Source organism: Rathayibacter sp. AY1E6, assembly GCF_002931115.1.
Taxonomy (GTDB): Bacteria; Actinomycetota; Actinomycetes; order Actinomycetales; family Microbacteriaceae; genus Rathayibacter.
In genome coordinates this window covers 233,634-253,157 of sequence record NZ_PSVK01000003.1, presented here as the reverse complement: position 1 = coordinate 253,157, position 19,524 = coordinate 233,634, and the positions used below count along the sequence as shown (strand labels likewise).

Below are 19,524 nucleotides of genomic sequence, written 5' to 3'. Positions count from 1 at the left end.
GCCGGGCGACGCGGGCCGGGACGGGCGGGCCCGCGGTGCTCCATCATCGTGTCCGGGACGACGCGGAGAGGCCGCGGCCGCCCGACCCGTCCGAAGGAACGCGATGATCCGGCTCGAGCAGCTCAGCAAGTCGTACGGTCCGGCGACCGTGCTCGACCGCCTCGACTTCTCGGTCGCGACCGGCGAGATCTTCGCCGTCGTCGGCCCGAGCGGCGCGGGCAAGAGCACGCTCGCCGCCTGCGTGAACCTCCTGGAGCGGCCCACCTCGGGCACGGTCGTCGTCAACGGGGAGGCGCTCTCGCAGCTCTCGGAGGAGCGGCTGCGCGTCGCCCGCCGCCGCATCGGCACCGTCTTCCAGTCCGACGGACTCTTCAGCCGCCGCACGGCCGAGCAGAACGTGGCGCTACCGCTGGAGTACCTCGGCGTCACCGCCGCCGAGACGAAGCGCCGCGTCGCGGAGCTGCTCGAGCGCGTCGGCCTCTCGGACCGCGCCCGCTACTACCCGCACCAGCTCTCCGGTGGTCAGCGCCAGCGCGTCGGCATCGCCCGCGCTCTCGCCCTCCGCCCCTCGGTGCTGCTCTCGGACGAGGCCACCTCGGGCCTCGACCCCGCCTCGACCACCGCGATCACCACGCTCCTGAAGGAGCTGCGCGACGACCTGGGCCTCTCGATCCTCTTCATCACCCACGAGATGGAGACGGTGCGCCAGGTGGCCGACTCCGTCGCCCGCCTCGACCACGGCCGCATCGTGGAGTCGGGGCGCCTCGTCGACCTGCTGCGCGACCCCGCGTCCCCGCTCGGCCTCGCCCTCAACCCGGTGCGCCCCTCCGTCGCGCCCGGCCCGGGTCTGGGCGAATGGGTGGTGGGCTACTCCCGCTCCGGAGTGCCGACCGACTGGGTCACCCGGCTCGCGGAGGCGGTCGGCCCCGTCTCGCTGCTCGGCGCGGCGATCGAGACGGTGGACGGGCAGGCGGTCGGCCACGCGACGATCGGGCTCGGCCCGGTCGACGAGGCGCGGCTCACCCGTGCGGCGGCCGAGCTCGGCCTGTCGGTCCGGCCCGCCGGCGTGCGCGTCCTCGCCGAGGAGGTGGCGGCATGATCCTCCACCTCGACAACAAGGTCCCGCTCGAGCAGATCCCCGCGCTGGTGCTGCCGGCGCTCGGCGAGACGCTGATCATGGTCGGCATCGTCATGGCGATCGTGGTGCTGGTCGGCGTGCCGCTGGGCGCTCTCGTGCACAACCTCGCTCCGGGCGGGCTGGCCGAGAACCGGGCCGCTCACCAGGTGCTCAGCGCCGTCATCAGCGTCGGCCGCTCGCTGCCGTTCCTCATCCTGATGGCGTCGATCATGCCGTTCACGCGCCTGATCACCGGCACCAACATCGGGATCGCGGCGGCCGTCGTGCCGATGTCGATCGCGGGGATCGCCTTCTTCACCCGCATCGTCGAGAACGCGCTGCGCAGCGTGCCGCTCTCGCTCACCCGCGTCGCCCGCGCCTCCGGAGCGTCGCGGCTGCAGGTGGTGCGGACCGCCCAGCTGAGCGAGGCGGTGCCGCAGATCATCGGCGGCCTGACGATCAACACGATCGCGATGATCGAGTACTCGGCGATCGCCGGCACGATCGGCGCCGGCGGCATCGGCTACGTCGCGGTGACCTACGGCTACCAGCGCTTCGACACCACCGTCATGCTCGCCACCATCGTGATCCTGGTCGCCACCGTCGCGACCGTGCAGCTCACCGGCGACGCCCTCGTCCGCGCGACCACGCCCGGCGCCTCCCGCTCGCGGCGAGCGCCCCGGGTCGCGGCCGCCGTCTAGAACCACCACTCCTCCTCCTGCGCCCTCGGGCGCCCCTCCCGCGCGCCCGCGCACCCCCTTTTCGAAAGGCACCGCCATGTCCACTCCCGACGACCTCGGATTCGATCTCAAGAAGAAGCGCCGCTGGCCCTGGATCGCCGGAGCGGCCGTCGTCGTGGTCGGCGTCGCCTCCGCGATCGCCGTCCCGCTCCTCTCCCCCGCCGTCTCGGCCAACGAGCAGGAGGGCGCGACGCTCTACGTCGCGACCGCCGAGGGCAACGCCTCCGAGCAGGCCCTGGTCGACTTCGTCGCGGAGGAGGTGGCGCCGCGCTACGGCATCACCGTCGCCTTCAAGGGGCTCTCGGACAGCAACACCATCAACCGCGCGGTGAGCGAGGGCGAGGTCGCGGCCACGGTGTACCAGCACAAGCTCTGGCTGGGACAGGTGCTCGAGGCCAACCCCGACTTCGAGGAGGAGGCGGCCACCCCCGTCTTCCGCTGGGGCTTCGGGCTCTGGAGCGACAAGTACTCCGACGTCTCCCAGATCCCCGACGGCGGCACGGTCTCGCTCTACTCCGACCCCGCCAACGAGGCGCAGGGCCTCTGGCTGCTGCAGAACGCCGGCCTGATCACGCTGAAGCCGGGCACGGAGCCGGGCACCGCGACCCAGGACGACATCGCCGAGAACCCGAAGAACCTGCAGTTCACCCTGCTCGACTTCGCCGCCCAGTCGCGCGCGCTGCCGGACCTCGACGCGGCCGTCGGCTACACCGAGTACTACCTCGCCGCCGGCATCCCGATCGAGCAGCAGATCTTCGCCCCGCAGGCCCCCGACGACTTCGCCGGGCAGCTCACCATCGGCTCGAAGTACCGCGACACCGAGAACGTGAAGAAGCTCGTCCAGGCCTTCCAGGACCCGGCCGTGCAGGAGTTCCTCGCCACGGACGAGACGGTGAAGGGGATCCTGCTGCCGATCGACGGCTGAGCAGGGCCGGAGCGACGGGTCGCCTGAGGAGTCGCGCGCGGCTTCCCGGGCGACTCGGCGTCTGCGGACGTAGCGTGGGCTCATGAACACGTTCACTCTCCACAACGGTGTCGAGATCCCCGCCCTCGGACTCGGCGTCTTCCAGACTCCGCCCGACGAGACCCGCGCCGCCGTCGCCGCCGCGCTCGACGCGGGGTACCGGCACATCGACACGGCGGCGGCCTACGGCAACGAGCGCGAGGTGGGCGAGGCGATCGCCGGCCGCGACGACGTCTTCCTCGAGACGAAGGTGTGGATCAGCGACTACGGCTACGACGAGACGCTGCACGCCTTCGACAAGAGCGCGGGCAAGCTCGGCGTCGAGCGGATCGACCTGCTGATCCTGCACCAGGCCCTGCCCGAGGCCTTCGATCGCACCCTCGACGCCTACCGGGCGCTCGAGCGGCTGCTCGCCGACGGGAGGGTGCGGGCGATCGGCGTGAGCAACTTCATGGTCGAGCACCTCACCCGCCTGCTCGCCGAGACCGACGTCGTCCCCGCGGTGAACCAGCTCGAGGTGCACCCGTACTTCCAGCAGCGGCGGGTCGAGCGCTTCGGCTGCGAGAACGACATCCTCACCCAGGCCTGGTCGCCGATCGGCGGCATCACCGCCTACCGCGACTCCCCGCGCCGCAGCTTCGACGACCCGGTGCTCCTCGAGCTCGGCGCCAAGTACGGGAAGACGGCCGCGCAGGTGATGCTGCGCTGGCACCTGCAGGAGGGCCGCCAGGTCATCCCGAAGTCGACCCGCCCCGAGCGCATCGCCGAGAACATCGACGTGTTCGACTTCGCGCTCTCCGGCTCGGAGCTCGCCCGGATCGACGCCCTCGAGGCCGGCGTGCGCGGCGGACCGGAGCCCGAGGCCGTGACGCTGGAGGCGTACGGCCGCGACATCCCCGAGGCGTGAGGAAGGCGCCCGCGACGGGAACACCGGAGCCGTCGCGGGCGTTGCCCTCACCATGAGCGTTCCCCTCTCCATCCTCGACCTCGCCCCCATCGCCCCCGGTGAGACCGCTCGCGACAGCTTCGCCGCCTCCGTCGCCCTGGCCCAGGAGGCCGAGCGCAACGGCTACCGCCGCGTCTGGTACGCCGAGCACCACAACATGGCGAGCATCGCCTCCAGCGCGACCTCTGTGCTCATCGCGCACGTCGCCTCGCAGACCTCCACGATCCGCCTCGGCTCCGGCGGCGTCATGCTGCCGAACCACTCCCCGCTCACCATCGCCGAGCAGTTCGGCACCCTCGAGACGCTGCACCCGGGCCGGATCGACCTCGGACTCGGCCGCGCCCCCGGCAGCGATCAGGCGACCTTCCGCGCGCTCCGCCGCGACCCCGACTCCTCCGAGCGCTTCCCGCAGGACGTGCTGGAGCTGCAGGCGTTCCTCGCCGGCGAGTCCCGCATCCCCGGAGTGAGCGCGACGCCGGGCGCCGGCACCCGCGTCCCCCTCTACATCCTCGGCTCCTCGCTCTTCGGCGCGCAGCTCGCGGCCGCTCTGGGCCTGCCGTACGCGTTCGCCTCGCACTTCGCTCCGGACGCGCTGCACCAGGCCGTCGCGGAGTACCGCCGCGGCTTCCGCCCCTCCGAGCAGCTCGACGCGCCCTACGTGATCGCCGGGATGAACGCCATCGCCTCCGACACCGAGGAGGACGCACAGGAGCAGTTCGCGCAGATGAAGCGCGCCCGCCTGATGATGCTGCTGCGCCAGAGTGGGCAGATCCCCGTCGGCCAGACCTTCGACGACGAGGAGCTCGACGCCCTGCTCAGCGCCCCGATCGGCGCCCACGTCGCGAGCATGACCACCTACACCGGTGTCGGCACCGGCGACCAGGTGGCCGACTACGCCGCCGACTTCGCCCGCTCCGCCGACGCCGACGAGGTCATCGTCGCCCACGCGTCGCTGCAGACGGAGGCGCGCCTGCGCTCGGTCGCTCTCCTCGCGCAGTCGAACGCGCGCGTCGCCGCCTGACGGGCGGGCCAGTCCGTCGACGCCGCCGCACGGGCCCCGCGCGCGACCGGGGCCGCACATCGGCGGGCGTGCGGCGCGCATCGGCGGACTCCTGTGAAAGTGAGCCTCTAACGGGGGCCACCTCACAGGGGGCGACCTCGGGAGGAGCGCGTCCGCGGTGCCAGGCTGAGCCCTGTGTCGACGATGACGGGCAAGCGGCTTGAGCCCGGGGACGGCCCTGCGCGGTCGGCGGCCCTGCTGCTGCGGGTCTGCGCGGGCGACCGGACCGCCTTCCGGCAGCTCTACTCGCTCACCGCGGGCAGGGTCGTCTCCGTCGCGGACGCCGTGCTCGACGACCGCGCCGCCGCCGAGGAGGTCGCGCAGGAGGTCTACCTCGAGCTCTGGCGCACCGCGCGCTCGCTCGACCCGGGCCGTCCCGTGCTCGCCTTCCTGGCCCAGGTCGCGCACCGCCGGGCCGTGGACCGCGCCCGTGCGGACCGGTCGGCGCGGCGCCGGGAGCTGCAGTACACGGTCCTCGACCGGCCGCGCGATCACGAGTGGGAGCGCTCGGACGTCCGGCTGGCCCTGGCGCCCGCGGCCGGCGCGATCCGGCAGCTCGCCGCCATCCACCACGACGTCCTCTACCTCGCCTACGTCCGCGGGTACAGCCACTCCGAAATAGCGGAGGAGCTGTCGATCCCGCTCGGCACCGTCAAGACCCGGCTGCGCGACACCCTCATCCGCCTGCACACCCACCTGCAGTCCGCCGGCCCGGCGGATCCGGACGGCGGACCGGGACGGCGCATCCGGCACTGACCGGTGGCGCGAACGCCTCTACGCGACCGGGGTCGCACGCTTCAGGACCGTGTCCGGCCCGCTCAGCCCGCCTGCGTCGCGCCCGAGACCGCGAGCCCGACGATCACCGTGAGCACCGTCGTCCACAGCGCGATCGCGACGCCCTGCCAGAGCAGGATCCGCCCGCGGCCGACTCCGGCGCCCGCCAGCATCACCGCGGTGAAGTGCGTCGGGAGCAGCAGCGGCCCCAGCAGGCTCACGCCCGGGACGCCGTAGCGGGTGAAGGCCCGCTGGAACTTCTCGCGCCGCGGAGTCGTCCGCTTCGCCTCCGAGCGGCCCGTGATCGCCGAGCGGACGCCGGTGCCCAGCAGCACGAGCAGCGCCACGCAGACGAAGTTGCCGATCGCCCCGGCGAGCCCGGCGACGACCGGGTGGATGCCGCCGATGATCCCGATGCTCGCCGCTCCCTCGCCCTCGATGAAGGGGACGGCCCCGGCCGCGGCGACGACGAGGGGCTGCACGAGCTCGGGAACGCGGCCGATCAGGTCCTGGAATCCGAGGATCGCGTCGCTGATGATCGTCATGGTCGTGCCTTCCGGTACGTGGCCCCGGCTCTCGGGACTCCTCCATCCGACCGTGTCCGCGCCCGACGCGGCAGTGCCGCCGGGTCACCGCGTCCCGGGAGGATCGACGGCCCGAGGGGTGACAAGTGTCATGGTCGTAGCCTGGGCCGCATGGTGAACTCGACCGAGGCGGATCCGCCCGTGCGCGCGGGCCGCGGCGTCGCCGTGACCTGGTGGTACACCCTCGCGTCGGCCGCCTCCTTCGTGGTGATCGTCCTGGCCGTCTGGTCCGTGGCGGTGCTGAGCGCCGAGGCCGAGGAGTGGCGGAAGGGCGCCTACTTCCTGGGCGCGGCCGCCTGGGTCGCGGTGTTCTCGCCGACCGCGCTCGCGTACCGGCGCGCCGACCGCGAGGGCCCGGTGCGCCTCCGGGCTGTGCCGACCCTGGTCTTCTGCCTCGGAGTGGCGGCCGCCGCGCTCACCGGCACGGCCGCCGGGAGCCTCGCGCTCGGGCTCTCGCTCGCCGCGACCCTGGTCGCCGTGCTGCCCTGGCAGAGCGGGGTGCGGCTCCGGGTGATGGTGCTCTGCACGATCGTCCTCGCGGTCGCGGCGGTGCTCGAGCAGACGCGAGCGGCGCCGGACGCGTCGGCCGCGCTCTCGACCCTCCTGCTGTTCGCGACGCTGCTGCCCCTGACGGTCGTCAGCGCGCTGTGGTGGTGGGACATCGTCCGCGAGCTCGACCGGGCGCGCGCCGCCGAGGGCCGACTCGCCGCCGCCCAGGAGCGCCTGCTGCTCGCCGGCGACGTGCACGACCTCCAGGGCCACCACCTCCAGGTCATCGCGCTGCAGCTCGAGCTCGCCGAGCGCCTTCTCGGCAGCGACCCGGAGGCCGCTCTCGAGCAGCTGCGCGCCGCACAGCGCTCGGTCGACGGCGCCCGCACCGGCACCCGCGAGCTCGCCACGCGCTTCCGCAGCGTCCCGCTCGCCGACGAGCTGGCCAACGCCGCCGACCTGCTCCGCTCGGCCGGGCTCCGCGTCGAGCTCGAGGTCGACCCGGCGGCGGCTCACGCACCGGCCGAGACGCTCGGGCCGGTGGTCCGCGAGACGACGACGAACATCCTCAAGCACGGCGGCGGCTCCAGCGCGCGGCTGCGGCTCGCGCGGGAGCGGGACGAGTGGCGGTTCGAGGCGGTGAACGACCTGGCACCGGACGCGGAGGAGGCGGACGGGACCGGCTCGGGCGTCCTCGGCATGGCGGAGCGGGTCGAGCGGGCAGGGGGGACGCTGCGCGCCGCGGCGGTCCGCCGCTCCTTCGAGCTGGACGCGCGCCTGCCGGTGGGGAGCGACTCGTGATCCGGGTGCTGATCGCCGACGACGAGGACATGATCCGCACGGCGCTGGCCGCGCTCCTCCGCCTCGAGGAGGACCTCGAGATCGTGGGCGAGTGCCGCGACGGCGAGCAGGCGGTCGCGGAGGCGCTGCGCCTGCAGCCCGACGTGTGCCTGTTCGACGTCGAGATGCCCGGGCTCGACGGGATCGAGGCGGCGGAGCGGCTGCGCCGGGTCTCCGCGACGCGGGTCGTGGTCGTCACCCGGCACGCGCGGCCGGGGGTCCTGCGGCGAGCGCTCGGAGCGGGCGTCAGCGGCTTCCTGCCGAAGTCGCGCCGGGTCGAGGACGTCGCCGAGGTGATCCGCCAGGTCGCGAGCGGACGCCGCTACGTCGATCCGGAGATCGCCGCCGACGCCCTGGCGAGCACGCGCAGCCCGCTGACCGACCGCGAGCTCGACGTGCTCAGCGCCGGCTCCCGCGGCGAGACGATCGGCGAGATCGGCGCGGCGCTGCACCTCTCCTCCGGCACCGTCCGCAACCACGTCTCGTCGATCCTCCGCAAGCTCGACGTCGACACCCGCCAGCGCGCGGTCATCGAGGCCCGCGAGCGCGGCTGGATCTGAGCGCGGGCGCCGCGACGGCAGCCACAACGCAGAAGTCGTCGCACTCACACTCGAGTGCGACGACTTCCGCGTTCTCGCGAAGCGGTGCCCGTCAGGCCGTCGGCGTCCAGATCCGCATCGTCGACGGCCCGCGGTTCGCCCAGCGGTGGTACGGCCGGAACTCCGCCTCGAAGCGGCGCCCCTCCTCCACAGGCACGGAGCCGTAGGGCCAGCCGGGAGCCGCCTCCCGCGCCACGAGGGACACGCGCGCTCCCTCCGCCGTCACGACGGGCGGCACCGAGGCGTCGACCGCGATGTGCTCTGTGTCCAGGCCCTCGGGCAGGTCGAGCGACTCGATCGCCAGCACGAACGGCCCGCGCTCGAGGGCGACCTGGCCGCGCACCGCGTCGATCCGGGGGTGCGGGGCGACGAAGCGGGCCGACATCGGCAGCGAGAGCCGCACGGTGTCGCCGGCGGAGAACGCCCGGCGGACGGTGACGGTCGGCGTCGAGACCGGCTCGCCGTCGAGCAGCGCCGAGCCCCGCGCGAACGGCGGCACCCGCAGCGTCAGCGCGAACTCCGCGTCCTCGAGGATCCGCACGACGATCTCGCCGTCTGCCGGGTACTCCGTCTCGACGCGCAGCGCGACGCCTCCGGTGCGCACCTCGTATGCGCCGTACTGGTGCAGCTGCACGCCCTCGTCGGTGGCGGTCGCGAAGCCGAGCTCGACGCTCGCGAGGGTGCGGGCGGTGTTGGTCGGGCAGCACGAGACCCAGAACCAGGGCGCGCGGAGACTGGACTGCGCGCGGTCGGTCTCGCGCGACTCGTCCGGCGCCACTCCGTCGACGCGCTGCTGCAGCGTGTTCGTGTAGAAGAAGGCGCGGCCGTCGTCGCGGGTGGCGGGGAGCACCGCGTTCAGCAGCGTCCGCTCCATCAGGTCCGCGTAGCGGTGCTCGTTCGAGCCGAGCAGGAGCCGCCAGCTGAGCATCGTGGAGCCGATCGCCGCGCAGGTCTCGGCATAGGCGCGATCCGGCGGCAGCTCGTAGTCGGCGCCGAACGCCTCGTCCTGGTGGTGCGAGCCCATCCCGCCCGTGACGTAGGTGCGCCGCTCGACGGTCGCCTCCCACTGGCGGCGGACCGCCTCCTCCAGCTCGGCGTCGCCGGTCTCGACCGCGACATCGAGAGCCCCGGAGGCGAGGTAGAGGGCCCGCACCGCGTGGCCGCGCAGCACCTCCGCGTCGCGCACGGGCACGTCGTCCTGGAAGTACTCGGCGCCGAACGCGATCGGCTTCAGCGTCCCCGTCCCGCGCCGCTCCACGAAGAGGCGGGCCAGCTCGAGGTAGCGCTCCTCCCCCGTCGCCCGCGCCAGCTCGGCGAGCGCCGGCTCGATCTCGGGGTGGCCGCACACGGCGACCCTCCCCTCGGGCCCGAACTCGCGGTGCACGTGGTCGGCGAGGCGCCGGGCGACCTGAGGCAGGAGGTCGTCGTGACCGGTGCGCAGCCGCGCCACGGCGGCCTGGATCAGGTGCCCGAAGCTGTACAGCTCGTGGCCCCACTCCAGGTCGGAGTAGCGCGCACGCTGGCCGGGCCGGCCGAAGCTCGTGTGCAGGTACCCGTCCGGGTCCTGGGCGGAGGCGACCCGCGCGACGAGGTCGTCGTACCGCTCCTGCAGCCCGGCGTCGTCGCTCCGGCCGAGCTCCCAGGCCATGGCCTCGAGGAGCTTGTAGACCTCGGAGTCCACGAACTCGATGCCCGCGTGCGCGTCGCCGCTCTCGGCGGACGAGATCGAGCCGTCGGCCGCGCGGTCGAAGTTGCCGGCCCAGCCGACGCGCTCGATCCACGAGCGGCAGTGCTCGATGACGGCGGAGGAGTTGAGGTCCTGGTAGTGCTTCCAGAAGCCGCCGGTGAGGCGGATCTCGTCCTGGCGGAGCGGCCGGAGCACGCTCCGCGAGGGGGCGACCGGGCCGCCGAGGGCGGTGGCGGTGGGGGCGGTGAGGGTCACGGTGTCTCCTTGGAGGGACGGGTCAGTCCTTGACGGCGCCGGCGGTGACTCCCGCCGAGACGTACCGCTGGGCGACGACGAGGAGGACGGCGGCCGGGAGCGAGGCGACCACGGCGGTCGCCATGATCGAGTTCCACTCCTGGTTGTTGTTGCCGATGTACTTGTAGATGCCGAGGGTGATCGGCTGGAGCTTCCCGCCGCTGTCGAGCGTCGAGGCGAAGATGAAGTCCGACCAGGCCCAGAGGAACGCGAACAGCGAGACGGTGACGACGGAGTTGCGGCTGATCGGCATGATCACCGAGGTGAAGGTGCGCCAGGCGCTCGCTCCGTCCATCCGGGCCGCCTGGGTGAGCTCGTCGGGGATCCCCGACATGAAGGCCGTGAAGATCAGCACGCCGAACGGCACCGCGATGGTGGAGTCGGCCACGATCAGGCCCGGGATCGAGTTGAGCAGCCCCAGGTTGAGGTAGATGGCGTAGAAGCCCATCGCCATGATGATCGCCGGGATCATCTGCGCGATCAGTAGCACGAACGAGAGCGCCTGCCCGCCGCGGGGCCGCAGCTTCGCCAGCGAGTAGGCGGCGGGAGCGGCGATCGCCACGGTCAGCAGCACCGTGCCGAGGCCGACGACGAGGCTGGTGCCCAGGTAGGGCAGCTGCTCGCTCAGCACCGCCTGGTAGCCGGTGAACGTGGGCGAGAACGGGAACCAGTCCGGCGGATCCTTCCGCATCGAGCCGGTCGGAGTGAGGGAGACGTTGATCATCCAGTAGACGGGGAACAGCATGACCGCCGTGAGGGCGATCCCGACCACCGTCAGGTACCAGGGGCGTCGGGCGGTCACGAGTCGGCCTGCTTCCGCTGGACCCGGATGTACACGAGGCCGAAGACGAGGGCCAGGATGATCAGCAGGTTGCCGACGGCCGCGGCCGGTCCGAAGTCGGGCAGCATCGAGCCGAAGCCGAGCTGGTACGTCCAGGTGGCGAGCGTGGTCGAGGAGTCGGCGGGGCCGCCCTTCGTCATGATCCAGATGATGTCGAACACCTTCAGCGTGTAGACGAGGCCGAGCAGGATCGTGATCGCCGACACCGGCCGCAGCAGCGGCAGCGTGATCCGCCAGAACTGCTGGGCGCCGGTCGCGCCGTCGAGCGAGGCCGCCTCGTAGAGGTCCTGCGAGATGTTCTGCAGGCCGGAGTAGAGGATCACCAGATTGAACGGGATGCCGATCCAGATGTTCGCGATCAGGACCGCGATCAGCGAGGTGGTCGGCGAGGTGAGCCAGTTGATCTGGCCGATCCCGAACGACTCCAGGAACGCGTTCACGATGCCGGAGTCGCTGTTGAGCATCCACGACCAGGTCGAGGCCGAGACGATCAGCGGCAGGAGCCACGGCACCAGGAACAGCGCCCGGAGCGTGCTCGCGAGCGGGAAGCGGCGGTAGAAGAACACGGCGAGCGCCAGCCCCAGCGTGAACTGGAAGAGGAGCGAGACGCCGGTGAAGACCGCCGTGTGCAGCAGCGCCGGGCCGAAGGTCGCGTCCTGGAACACCTGGACGTAGTTGTCGAACCAGACGAAGGGCGCGTTCCCCTGCACGAACGAGCGGACCGTGTAGTCCTTCAGGCTCAGCTCGAGGTTGCGGTAGAGCGGGAACGCGTAGAAGACGAGCAGGTAGGCGACGAGCGGGGCGAGGAACGCCCACGCGACCAGGCGGCCGCCTTCGGGTCGCCAGCGGCGCCGACGGCTCTCGGCGGCCGGGGCGGGCGGGGCCGGCGGCTCGGTGCCGCGCCGCAGGAGGCGGGCGGTCTCGGTGGCAGTGGTCATGGTCTCTCCCGTCCCCCCGGCCGGTGCGCGGAGCACCGGCCGGAAGGACCTCGTTCGGGGAGCGGGAGCCCCCGGTCGTCCTACTTCGTGGCGGATTCGGCGGCCGACTGGGCGGCCTTCAGGGCGTCCTCGGGAGACTGCGAGCCGCTGAGCACGGTCTGCACCGCGCCCCACAGCTGCTCCGAGATCTTCGGGTACTTCGTGCCGAGGTCGTCCGAGGTGCGGCCCTTCGCGGCCTGCACGGCGGTGACCCACGGCTCGAGGTCGGCGTTGCCGGCGACCTGCTCCTGCTGCGCCTCGGCCGTCGGCGCGATGTACGAGAGCGTGTTGTCGGTCGTGACCAGGCTCTCCGTCGAGGTCAGGCACTCGGCGATCTTCTTCGAGGTCTCGTAGCGCGCCGTGTCCGACTGCACCGGGAGGGTGAGGAACTCGCCTCCGGTCGGTGCGGGGGCCGCTCCGCCGTCCTTCGACGGGATGGTCAGGACGCCGTAGTCGATGCCCGAGGCCTTCGCGTTGGCCAGCTGCCAGGTGCCGTTCTCGCCGAACGCGTACTCGCCGGTCTCGAACTCCTGCCAGCTCGTGGTCTGCGTGTTGCCGATCACGGAGTTGGGCGCGTAGCCCTTCTCCAGCCAGTCGCTCCAGAGCGAGACGGCGTCGACCGCGGCGGGCGAGTCGAGGTCGGTCAGCTCGGCGCCGGAGCCCCAGAACCACGGCAGGAACTGGAAGGTCCCCTCCTCCGTGCCGATGCCGGAGAACGTGATGCCCTTGCCGCCGGAGGCGGTGACCTTCTCGAGCGCGTCGGTCAGCCCGGCCCAGTCGGTGATGGAGGCGGCGTCCACGCCGGCCTTCTCGAGCACGGCCTTGTTGTAGTACAGCGCGAGCGTGTTGGCGCCGATCGGCACGCCGAAGGTGTCGCTGCCGGTCTGGCCGGCCGCGAGGATGTTCGCGTCGATCCCCTCGGTGGAGAGCCCGGACTCGGCGGTCGTGGTCAGGATGCCCGACTCCGCGAGCGTCGAGACCACGGGGTTGTCGACGAGCAGGAGGTCGGGCGAGTTGCCCTGCTGCCCGGCGAGCAGCGCCTTGTTGGTCAGGTCGGTGGTGTCGTAGCCGGTGCGCTCGACGGTGACGCCGGCCTCGGTCCCGCAGGAGTCGATGAGCTTCGCCCAGTCGGACGACTCGTCGAACTGGGGGTACGGGTCCCAGAACGTGTAGCTGCCTCCCGCGGCGGAGCCGGAGTCTCCCCCGGAGCCGCTCGCGCAGCCGGTCAGTGCGGCGGCGGCCGTCCCCAGCAGGACGGCGGCGGCGAGGCCCCGAGCGTGCTTCCTCGTCTTCACGGATGATCCCTTCGTCGTTGATGGATTCCTCGGCAGTCGTCCCGATCGTCTGCGCCGGGCCGAAACTACTTTCTGTCGGGTAAACCTAGGCAGGCGCCGTCAGTGCGTCAAGAGATGCGGCCTTTTCGGTCCTTTCGGTTTTTCGCCGGAGTCGTGCGAGGATCGACGCGGCGGCCCGCCGGGCCCGGAACGGAGGCGCGGTGCCACCACGCAAGCCCACCGGCACCATCACGCTCACCGACGTGGCGGCCGCCGCCGGCGTCTCGATCGCCACAGCCTCCAAGGCGCTCAACGGCCGCGACCAGGTGCGCGCCGAGACCCGCCAGCGCGTGCTGGACGCCGCCGAGGCCCTCTCCTTCACCCCGAACCCGTTCGCGCAGGCCCTCAACTCCCGGCGCACGGGCACCATCGGGATGCTCACGAACGACCTCGACAACCGCTTCGTTCTCCCCGTGCTGCTCGGCGCCGAGGACGCGTTCGGCGCCGGATCGACGTCAGTGCTCCTCTGCGACGCCCGCGGCGACTCGATCCGCGAGCAGCACCACATCAAGAATCTGCTCGCCAAGCGCGTCGACGGGATCGTGGTGCTCGGCCGGACGACGAACCCGCGCCCTTCGATCACGCGCACCATCCCGGTGCCGGTCGTCTACGCCTATGCGCCCTCGGAGGATCCGCGCGACTCCTCCTTCACGCCCGACAACGTGCAGGCCGGCGTCCTCGCCGCCCGCCACCTGATCGAGCGCGGACGGACCAGGATCGCCCTCGTCAACGGCGAGCCGAGCTACACCGCCGCGCACGACCGCGCCCGGGGCGTCGAGCAGGCGCTGACGGAGGCGGGGCTGCCGCTGGTCGGCGGCGGCGTCCTCTTCGGGCAGTGGTCCGAGAGCTGGGGCCGCCAGTGCGCTGAGACGCTGCTGCGCGCGCATCCGGACCTCGACGCGATCATCTGCGCGAGCGACCAGATCGCCCGCGGCACCCTCGACCACCTGCGCGAGACCGGCCGGCGGGTGCCGCAGGACGTGGCCGTCGTCGGCTTCGACAACTGGGACCTCCTCGTCGAGGCCGCCCGCCCGCCGCTCTCGAGCATCGACATGATGCTCGACACGCTCGGCCGCGCCGCCGCGGAGGAGCTCTCGAACGCGATCCACGGACGTCCGACCGCGGGGGTGCAGGCCATGCCCGTCCGCCTCGTGCCGCGGGAGTCCTCCGGCTGACGCCCCCGCCCTCCGCGAGAACGTGGAGGACACCGCCTGCTCAGCGGTGTCCCGACGCTCGGAGCGGCGTCTCGACGCACGAGCGGGCCAGCGCGCATCGGCGAGGACACCGGAGGGACGGGCGGAGCGCGATCGAGGGCGCAGACGTGCGCCGGACCCCTCGGGAGTCCGGCGCACGGCCTGGCGGTGATCAGCTTCCGGTGATCAGCCGGGATCAGCTCCCGGTGCGCTCACCGCGGCGTCGGAGGGTGAGGAGCATCAGACCGCCGCCGAGCAGGGCGAGCAGGCCCAGCACTCCGGCGGTCGCCGTCGCTGCGGCGTCCACTCCGGTCGAGGCGAGAGCCGGACCGCGGGGACCGTTCGACCCGGACACGGGAACGACCGCGGCGTGGGAGGGCGCCGGTCGCGGCGCTGTGGTCGCGGTCGGAGTGGGCGAGGCAGTGGGCGTCGCGGTCGGCGTGGGGGTGGGGGTCGCCGTCGGAGCCACGGTCGGGGTCGCCGTCGGCGTGGTCGTCGGCGTGACCGTCGGAGCCACGGTGGGCGCGATCGTCGGAGTCACCGTCGGCACGACGGTGGGAGTCACCGTCGGAGTCACCGTCGGCACGACGGTGGGAGTCCCCGTCGGAGTCACCGTCGGCACGACGGTGGGAGTCCCCGTCGGAGTCACCGTCGGCACGACGGTGGGAGTCACCGTCGGAGTCACCGTCGGCACGACGGTGGGAGTCACCGTCGGAGTCACCGTCGGCACGACGGTGGGAGTCACCGTCGGGGTGACGGTGGGAGTCACGGTCGGCGTGACAGTGGGTGTGACCGTCGGCGTCACGGTCGGCGTGACGGTGGGGGTCACGGTCGGCGTGACGGTGGGGGTCACCGTCGGGGTCACGGTCGGAGTGATGGTCGGGGTCACCGTCGGCGTGACCGTGCGCGTCACGGTCGGCGTGACCGTGGGGGTCACGGTCGGCGTGACTGTCGGCGTGACCGTCGGCGTCACGGCGGGCGTGACCGTCGGGGTCACGGTCGGCGTCACGGTCGGCGTGACCGTCGGGGTCACGGTCGGCGTCACGGTCGGCGTGACCGTCGGGGTCACGGTCGGCGTGACCGTCGGCGTCACGGTCGGCGTCACGGTCGGCGTCACGGTCGGCGTGATGGTCGGCGACGATCCGCCGTCGGTGGGCTCGCAGCCCGGCTCGGTGAAGTCGTTGGAATCGAGCGTGACCGCTCCCGTGCGGGCCGGTGCGCGGCCCTCGACGGAGACGCCCGTCGTCACCGTGATCGAGACCGAGGCGAGCACGGAGCCCACGAAGTCCGAGTCGGTGCCGAGCGTCGCGGAGCTGCCGATCTGCCAGTAGACGTTGCAGGCCTGCGCTCCGTTGATCAGGGCCACCGTGCTCGACGAGGCCGTCGTCAGCGTCGACGCGGCGCGGATCACGAAGACCGCCTCGTTGACGCCCTCGGCGTCGAGCGTGAGCGTCCCCGTCACTCCGACCGGTCCGGCCGCGGTGTAGACCCCGGGCTTCAGCGTGCTGCCGCCGATCTCGGCGCCGATCTGCGCGGTCGTCGCCCGCGAGGCGAGCTGTCCGTAGGCGGTGCCCACGTCGGCCTGGGCCTGAGCCGCCTCCGCGTCTCCGCGGTGGGTCACTCCGTCCGTCCGTCCGGGCGGGAACCCGGTGACGGCGGTCAGCGGGCTGACCCCGACGCTCTGGTCCAGGACGCTCGACCCCGTGTTCGTCACGGTCGACGCGGCCAGGACCGAGTAGTCCTCCGCCGTGCCGAGGTCCGGAGCCGTGGCCGCCTGCGCCGAGACGCCGGCGAAGAGCGCGGCGCCGACGACGGCGAGGACGACACCCGTCCCGATCGCCCCTCTTCTGCGGTTCTGCCGATGACGGCGGAGCGAGGTGCGAGAGGACACGTGCGGCACAAGGCCAGCGATCTGCCCACGTCAGCGTGAGCTCAATAACCCGAGGTGGGAGGCTCGAACCGTAGGTCGCGCTCCTCGCCCGTGTCTACGCCGCGACCCTGACGGGGGGCAGGATCCGCCGACGGCGTCCCCCGACCCGGGACATGCCCGCCACTGGAGTCCTCGCGCCGGTGACGGCGGACCCGGCCGGCGGAGCGGATCAGCGGTGCCGCCCGCGGCACCCGAACCGGTCGGAGTGCCGTACGTCCCGGAGCCCTCAGCCGAGAGCCGCCACCCGCTCGATCACGCCCTCGCCCAGCCGGGCGACGTACCCCTCCGGATCCGGCCCGGCCGGGGCCAGCTGCACGTGGTCGATCCCCAGCGCCGCGTACTCCTCCATCGCGCGGACGAAGCCGTCGGGGTCGCCGATCGGATCGCCGCCCCCGGTGATGGTCTTCGTGATCGTCGCGTAGTCGCGCCCGAGGTCGTCGCAGTGCCGCTTCAGCACGTCGAGCTTGTGCGCCACGTCGTCCGCGCCGGTGCCGAACAGGTTGCAGGCGTCGCCGTACTGAGCGACCAGCCGCAGCGTCTTCCTCTCGCCTCCGCCGCCGATGAGGATGGGCGGGCCGGGCTGCTGGATCGGCGCCGGGTGGTTCAGCGTCTCGGCCAGCCGGTAGTGCGTCCCCTCGAACGGCCCGTCGTCGTCGCTCCACATCTGACGGCAGATCCGCAGCGTCTCCTCCAGCCGCTCGAACCGCTCCTTCAGCGGCGGGTACGGCACGCCGAGCCCGAGGTGCTCGCGCTCGTACCAGGCGGCGCCGATGCCGAGCATCGCGCGCCCGCCGGAGAGCACGTCGAGGGTGGTGACGATCTTCGCGAGCAGTCCCGGATGGCGGTACGTCACGCCGGTGACGAGGAGCCCCAGCCGCATCCGCTCCGTCCGGCCGGCGACGAAGCCGAGCGAGGTGTAGCCCTCGAGCATCGGATCCTCGCTCGTCGCGAAGTGCTCCATCTGGAAGTAGTGGTCCATCAGCGTGAACCAGGCGCAGCCGACGTCCTCGGCCGTCCGCGCGGTCGCTCCGAGGATCGGCGCGATCTGGGCGCTCCCCCCGGGCAGAGTGAAGTTCATGAAGTGAATGCCGAGCTGCACGCGCGTCTCCTGTCGTCCCGGGATGTCCAGGAGCCAGTGTGCGCCGAGCCACCGCTCAACACGCCGACGCGCCCGCCTCTGAGCGGCGTCTCATCCGTTCCGCGGCGTCTCGGCCGATCGCACCCGCCGAGGGGCGGCCGCCCTCACTCGCAGACGCGGAAGCGGTTCCGATCGAACCCGACGACGTCGCCGACGGCGAGCTGGCGCCCGCGGCGCAGATCCACTTCGCCGTTGACGGTCACCATCCCCTCGGCGACCGCCTGCTTGGCCTCGCCGCCCGAGAGGATCCCCGCGAACTTGAGGAACTGGCCCAGGCGGATCGACCCGCCGCCCAGCGGGACGTCGACGGGCTCGGGGACGGCAGCGGCACCTGTCACGTCAGACCGCCGGGATGTCGGCGAAGCGCGAGAAGTGGCCGTGGAAGCCCACGGTCACCGTGCGGGTCGGGCCGTTGCGGTGCTTGGCGACGATGAGGTCGGCCTCGCCCGCGCGCGGGTTGTCCTTCTCGTAGGCGCTCTCGCGGTGCAGGAGGATCACCATGTCGGCGTCCTGCTCGATCGAGCCGGACTCGCGGAGGTCCGAGATCGCGGGGAGCTTGTCGGCGCGCTGCTCGGGGCCTCGGTTCAGCTGCGAGAGCGCGATGACCGGCACCTGCAGCTCCTTCGCGAGGAGCTTGAGGGCACGCGAGAACTCCGAGACCTCCTGCTGGCGGCTCTCGACCTTCTTGCCGGAGGTCATCAGCTGCAGGTAGTCGATGACGACCATCTTGAGCCCGACCCGCTGCTTGAGCCGGCGGCACTTCGCCCGGATCTCGACGAGGGTCATGTTGGGCGAGTCGTCGATGTAGAGCGGCGCGTCGTTGATCCGGCCGCGGGTGGAGGCGATGGTCGTCCAGTCGCGCTGGTCGACCGTGCCCTTCCGCATGTGCTGCAGCGGCACGGACGCCTCGGCCGAGAGGAGGCGCATCGCGATCTCGCTGCGCCCCATCTCGAGGGAGAAGAAGATCGTGGCCATGTTGTGCTTGATCGCGGCGGCACGGGCGAAGTCGAGCGCCAGCGTCGACTTTCCGAGCGCGGGGCGCGCGGCGACGATGATCATCTGCCCGGCGTGGAAGCCGTTGGTCAGGTCGTCGAGGTCGGCGAAGCCGGTGGGGACGCCGGTGAAGCTGCCGTCCTTGTGAGCGGCCGCCTCGATCTCGTCGATCGCGACGGTCACCGCATCGGTCAGCGGGACGTAGTCCTCCGCCGTCTCGGAGCCGGTGACGTTGTAGATCTCGGCCTGCGCCGTGTTGACCAGGTCGAGCACCTCGCCCTCGCCCTGGTAGCCCATCTGCGCGATGCGGGTGCCCGCCTCGACGAGGCGGCGCAGCAGAGCGCGCTCGGCGACGATGGAGGCGTAGTACCCGGCGTTGGCCGCGGTGGGGACCATCGAGGTGAGCGTGTGCAGGTAGTCGGCGCCGCCGGCACGCTGCAGCTCGCCCTGCTTCGTGAGCTCGTCGGTGACCGCGATGACGTCGGTCGGCTCGCCGTGCGAGTAGAGGGCGAGGATCGCGTCGAAGACGATCTCGTGCTTGGGGATGTAGAAGTCGGTGCCCTTGACGCTCTCGACGACATCGGCGACCGCGTCCTTCGAGAGCAGCATGCCGCCCAGCGCCGACTGCTCGGCGAGGAGGTCGTGCGGAGGGGTCCGCTCGTTCCCGCGCGACTCGCCGCGGTCTCCGCGACCGTCCCGTCCGTCCGAGCCGGGTACCGCCAGGTGCGCGATCGTCATGCCTTCGCCTCCTCCTGTCGGGTGCTGCGCGTCCGGTCGAGCCGGTGCCGGGATCCGGACTACCAGCGACCTCCGACAGCGGCGCACGGGCGCCTGCCCGCACCCCTCGCGGGGCGCTGCGCCACCCTACGGACCGCCGCCCGCGGCACGCAAACCGCCCTGTGGAGAGAGCTGTGCAGAACCGAGGGGAAACGCCGGGCCCACTGTGGGCAACATGTGCACAACCCTGTGGGAACAGCGGCCGTCGGCAAGTTTTTTCTGGGCCCTGACCAGGCATTCACCGCTT

18 protein-coding genes are annotated in these 19,524 nt (G+C 72.3%); 9 read left to right on the top strand and 9 right to left on the bottom strand.

All coding sequences use genetic code 11. From position 1 onward, the window contains the following. Positions 1-103 precede the first annotated feature (103 nt). The 6 genes from C5C46_RS04680 to C5C46_RS04655 all read left to right on the top strand — a co-directional run bounded on the left by C5C46_RS04680 (position 104) and on the right by C5C46_RS04655 (position 5,583). Positions 104-1,099, top strand: coding sequence for a methionine ABC transporter ATP-binding protein (locus C5C46_RS04680; RefSeq protein ID WP_104222709.1), 996 nt, complete (start codon positions 104-106; stop codon positions 1,097-1,099). Then, entirely contained in the window at positions 1,096-1,818 is a 723-nt protein-coding gene (locus C5C46_RS04675; RefSeq protein WP_104222708.1) for a methionine ABC transporter permease, read from the top strand. Before C5C46_RS04680 ends, C5C46_RS04675 begins: the two co-directional genes overlap by 4 nt. A 76-nt stretch (positions 1,819-1,894) precedes the next feature. Beyond that, complete coding sequence (locus tag C5C46_RS04670) at positions 1,895-2,782, top strand: MetQ/NlpA family ABC transporter substrate-binding protein (RefSeq protein ID WP_104225807.1); 888 nt, start codon at positions 1,895-1,897, stop codon at positions 2,780-2,782. A gap of 82 nt (positions 2,783-2,864) precedes the next feature. Beyond that, a complete protein-coding gene (locus C5C46_RS04665; RefSeq protein WP_104222706.1) occupies positions 2,865-3,728 on the top strand; it encodes an aldo/keto reductase in 864 nt (287 codons plus the stop codon). A gap of 52 nt (positions 3,729-3,780) precedes the next feature. Then, positions 3,781-4,788 (top strand): LLM class flavin-dependent oxidoreductase, encoded by a 1,008-nt coding sequence (locus C5C46_RS04660; RefSeq protein WP_104222705.1) that lies wholly within the window; start codon positions 3,781-3,783, stop codon positions 4,786-4,788. Between the two features lie 183 nt (positions 4,789-4,971). Next, on the top strand, positions 4,972-5,583 hold the full coding sequence (locus C5C46_RS04655) for a sigma-70 family RNA polymerase sigma factor (protein WP_258059337.1): 612 nt from the start codon (positions 4,972-4,974) through the stop codon (positions 5,581-5,583). 62 nt (positions 5,584-5,645) lie between these two features. Here C5C46_RS04655 and C5C46_RS04650 read toward each other — a convergent pair whose 3' ends face one another. Then, positions 5,646-6,146, bottom strand: coding sequence for a small multidrug efflux protein (locus tag C5C46_RS04650; protein ID WP_104225805.1), 501 nt, complete (start codon positions 6,144-6,146; stop codon positions 5,646-5,648). Positions 6,147-6,296: 150 nt separating this feature from the next. Between C5C46_RS04650 and C5C46_RS04645 the strand changes: the two genes are divergently transcribed. Further along, on the top strand, positions 6,297-7,475 hold the full coding sequence (locus C5C46_RS04645) for a sensor histidine kinase (protein ID WP_104225804.1): 1,179 nt from the start codon (positions 6,297-6,299) through the stop codon (positions 7,473-7,475). Further along, on the top strand, positions 7,472-8,074 hold the full coding sequence (locus C5C46_RS04640; RefSeq protein WP_104222701.1) for a response regulator transcription factor: 603 nt from the start codon (positions 7,472-7,474) through the stop codon (positions 8,072-8,074). Before C5C46_RS04645 ends, C5C46_RS04640 begins: the two co-directional genes overlap by 4 nt. A gap of 91 nt (positions 8,075-8,165) precedes the next feature. On the opposite strand, the gene C5C46_RS04635 is transcribed toward C5C46_RS04640, so the two are convergent. The 4 genes from C5C46_RS04635 to C5C46_RS04620 form a co-directional block, all read right to left on the bottom strand. Further along, positions 8,166-10,055, bottom strand: coding sequence for a glycoside hydrolase family 127 protein (locus C5C46_RS04635; protein ID WP_104225803.1), 1,890 nt, complete (start codon positions 10,053-10,055; stop codon positions 8,166-8,168). Between the two features lie 22 nt (positions 10,056-10,077). Beyond that, complete coding sequence (locus tag C5C46_RS04630) at positions 10,078-10,896, bottom strand: carbohydrate ABC transporter permease (protein ID WP_104222699.1); 819 nt, start codon at positions 10,894-10,896, stop codon at positions 10,078-10,080. Next, a complete protein-coding gene (locus C5C46_RS04625) occupies positions 10,893-11,873 on the bottom strand; it encodes a carbohydrate ABC transporter permease (protein ID WP_104225802.1) in 981 nt (326 codons plus the stop codon). Before C5C46_RS04625 ends, C5C46_RS04630 begins: the two co-directional genes overlap by 4 nt. A gap of 80 nt (positions 11,874-11,953) precedes the next feature. Then, positions 11,954-13,207, bottom strand: a complete 1,254-nt coding sequence (locus C5C46_RS04620) for an extracellular solute-binding protein (protein WP_104225801.1) — start codon at positions 13,205-13,207, stop codon at positions 11,954-11,956. 200 nt (positions 13,208-13,407) lie between these two features. On the opposite strand from C5C46_RS04620, the gene C5C46_RS04615 reads away from it, so the two are divergent. Further along, positions 13,408-14,421, top strand: a complete 1,014-nt coding sequence (locus C5C46_RS04615; protein ID WP_104225800.1) for a LacI family DNA-binding transcriptional regulator — start codon at positions 13,408-13,410, stop codon at positions 14,419-14,421. Positions 14,422-14,635: 214 nt separating this feature from the next. Here C5C46_RS04615 and C5C46_RS17195 read toward each other — a convergent pair whose 3' ends face one another. From C5C46_RS17195 to dnaB, 4 genes are all read right to left on the bottom strand, one after another. Then, positions 14,636-16,330, bottom strand: a complete 1,695-nt coding sequence (locus tag C5C46_RS17195; protein ID WP_258059330.1) for an ice-binding family protein — start codon at positions 16,328-16,330, stop codon at positions 14,636-14,638. Positions 16,331-16,595: 265 nt separating this feature from the next. Beyond that, positions 16,596-17,468: an LLM class F420-dependent oxidoreductase gene (locus C5C46_RS04605; RefSeq protein WP_244229529.1), complete on the bottom strand. Its 873-nt coding sequence runs from the start codon at positions 17,466-17,468 to the stop codon at positions 16,596-16,598. 143 nt (positions 17,469-17,611) lie between these two features. Continuing rightward, a complete protein-coding gene (locus C5C46_RS04600) occupies positions 17,612-17,845 on the bottom strand; it encodes an RNA-binding S4 domain-containing protein (protein WP_104225798.1) in 234 nt (77 codons plus the stop codon). Between the two features lies 1 nt (position 17,846). After that, positions 17,847-19,238 (bottom strand): replicative DNA helicase, encoded by a 1,392-nt coding sequence (dnaB, locus tag C5C46_RS04595; RefSeq protein WP_104225797.1) that lies wholly within the window; start codon positions 19,236-19,238, stop codon positions 17,847-17,849. Positions 19,239-19,524: the final 286 nt, after the last annotated feature.

Excerpts from the sequence above, each read along its gene's own strand:
- C5C46_RS04680 (WP_104222709.1), top strand. The coding sequence starts at position 104 with ATGATCCGGCTCGAGCAGCTCAGCAAGTCGTACGGTCCGGCGACCGTG.
- C5C46_RS04675 (WP_104222708.1), top strand. The coding sequence starts at position 1,096 with ATGATCCTCCACCTCGACAACAAGGTCCCGCTCGAGCAGATCCCCGCG.
- C5C46_RS04670 (WP_104225807.1), top strand. The coding sequence starts at position 1,895 with ATGTCCACTCCCGACGACCTCGGATTCGATCTCAAGAAGAAGCGCCGC.
- C5C46_RS04665 (WP_104222706.1), top strand. The coding sequence starts at position 2,865 with ATGAACACGTTCACTCTCCACAACGGTGTCGAGATCCCCGCCCTCGGA.
- C5C46_RS04660 (WP_104222705.1), top strand. The coding sequence starts at position 3,781 with ATGAGCGTTCCCCTCTCCATCCTCGACCTCGCCCCCATCGCCCCCGGT.
- C5C46_RS04655 (WP_258059337.1), top strand. The coding sequence starts at position 4,972 with ATGACGGGCAAGCGGCTTGAGCCCGGGGACGGCCCTGCGCGGTCGGCG.
- C5C46_RS04650 (WP_104225805.1), bottom strand. The coding sequence starts at position 6,146 with ATGACGATCATCAGCGACGCGATCCTCGGATTCCAGGACCTGATCGGC.
- C5C46_RS04645 (WP_104225804.1), top strand. The coding sequence starts at position 6,297 with ATGGTGAACTCGACCGAGGCGGATCCGCCCGTGCGCGCGGGCCGCGGC.
- C5C46_RS04625 (WP_104225802.1), bottom strand. The coding sequence starts at position 11,873 with ATGACCACTGCCACCGAGACCGCCCGCCTCCTGCGGCGCGGCACCGAG.
- dnaB (WP_104225797.1), bottom strand. The coding sequence starts at position 19,238 with ATGACGATCGCGCACCTGGCGGTACCCGGCTCGGACGGACGGGACGGT.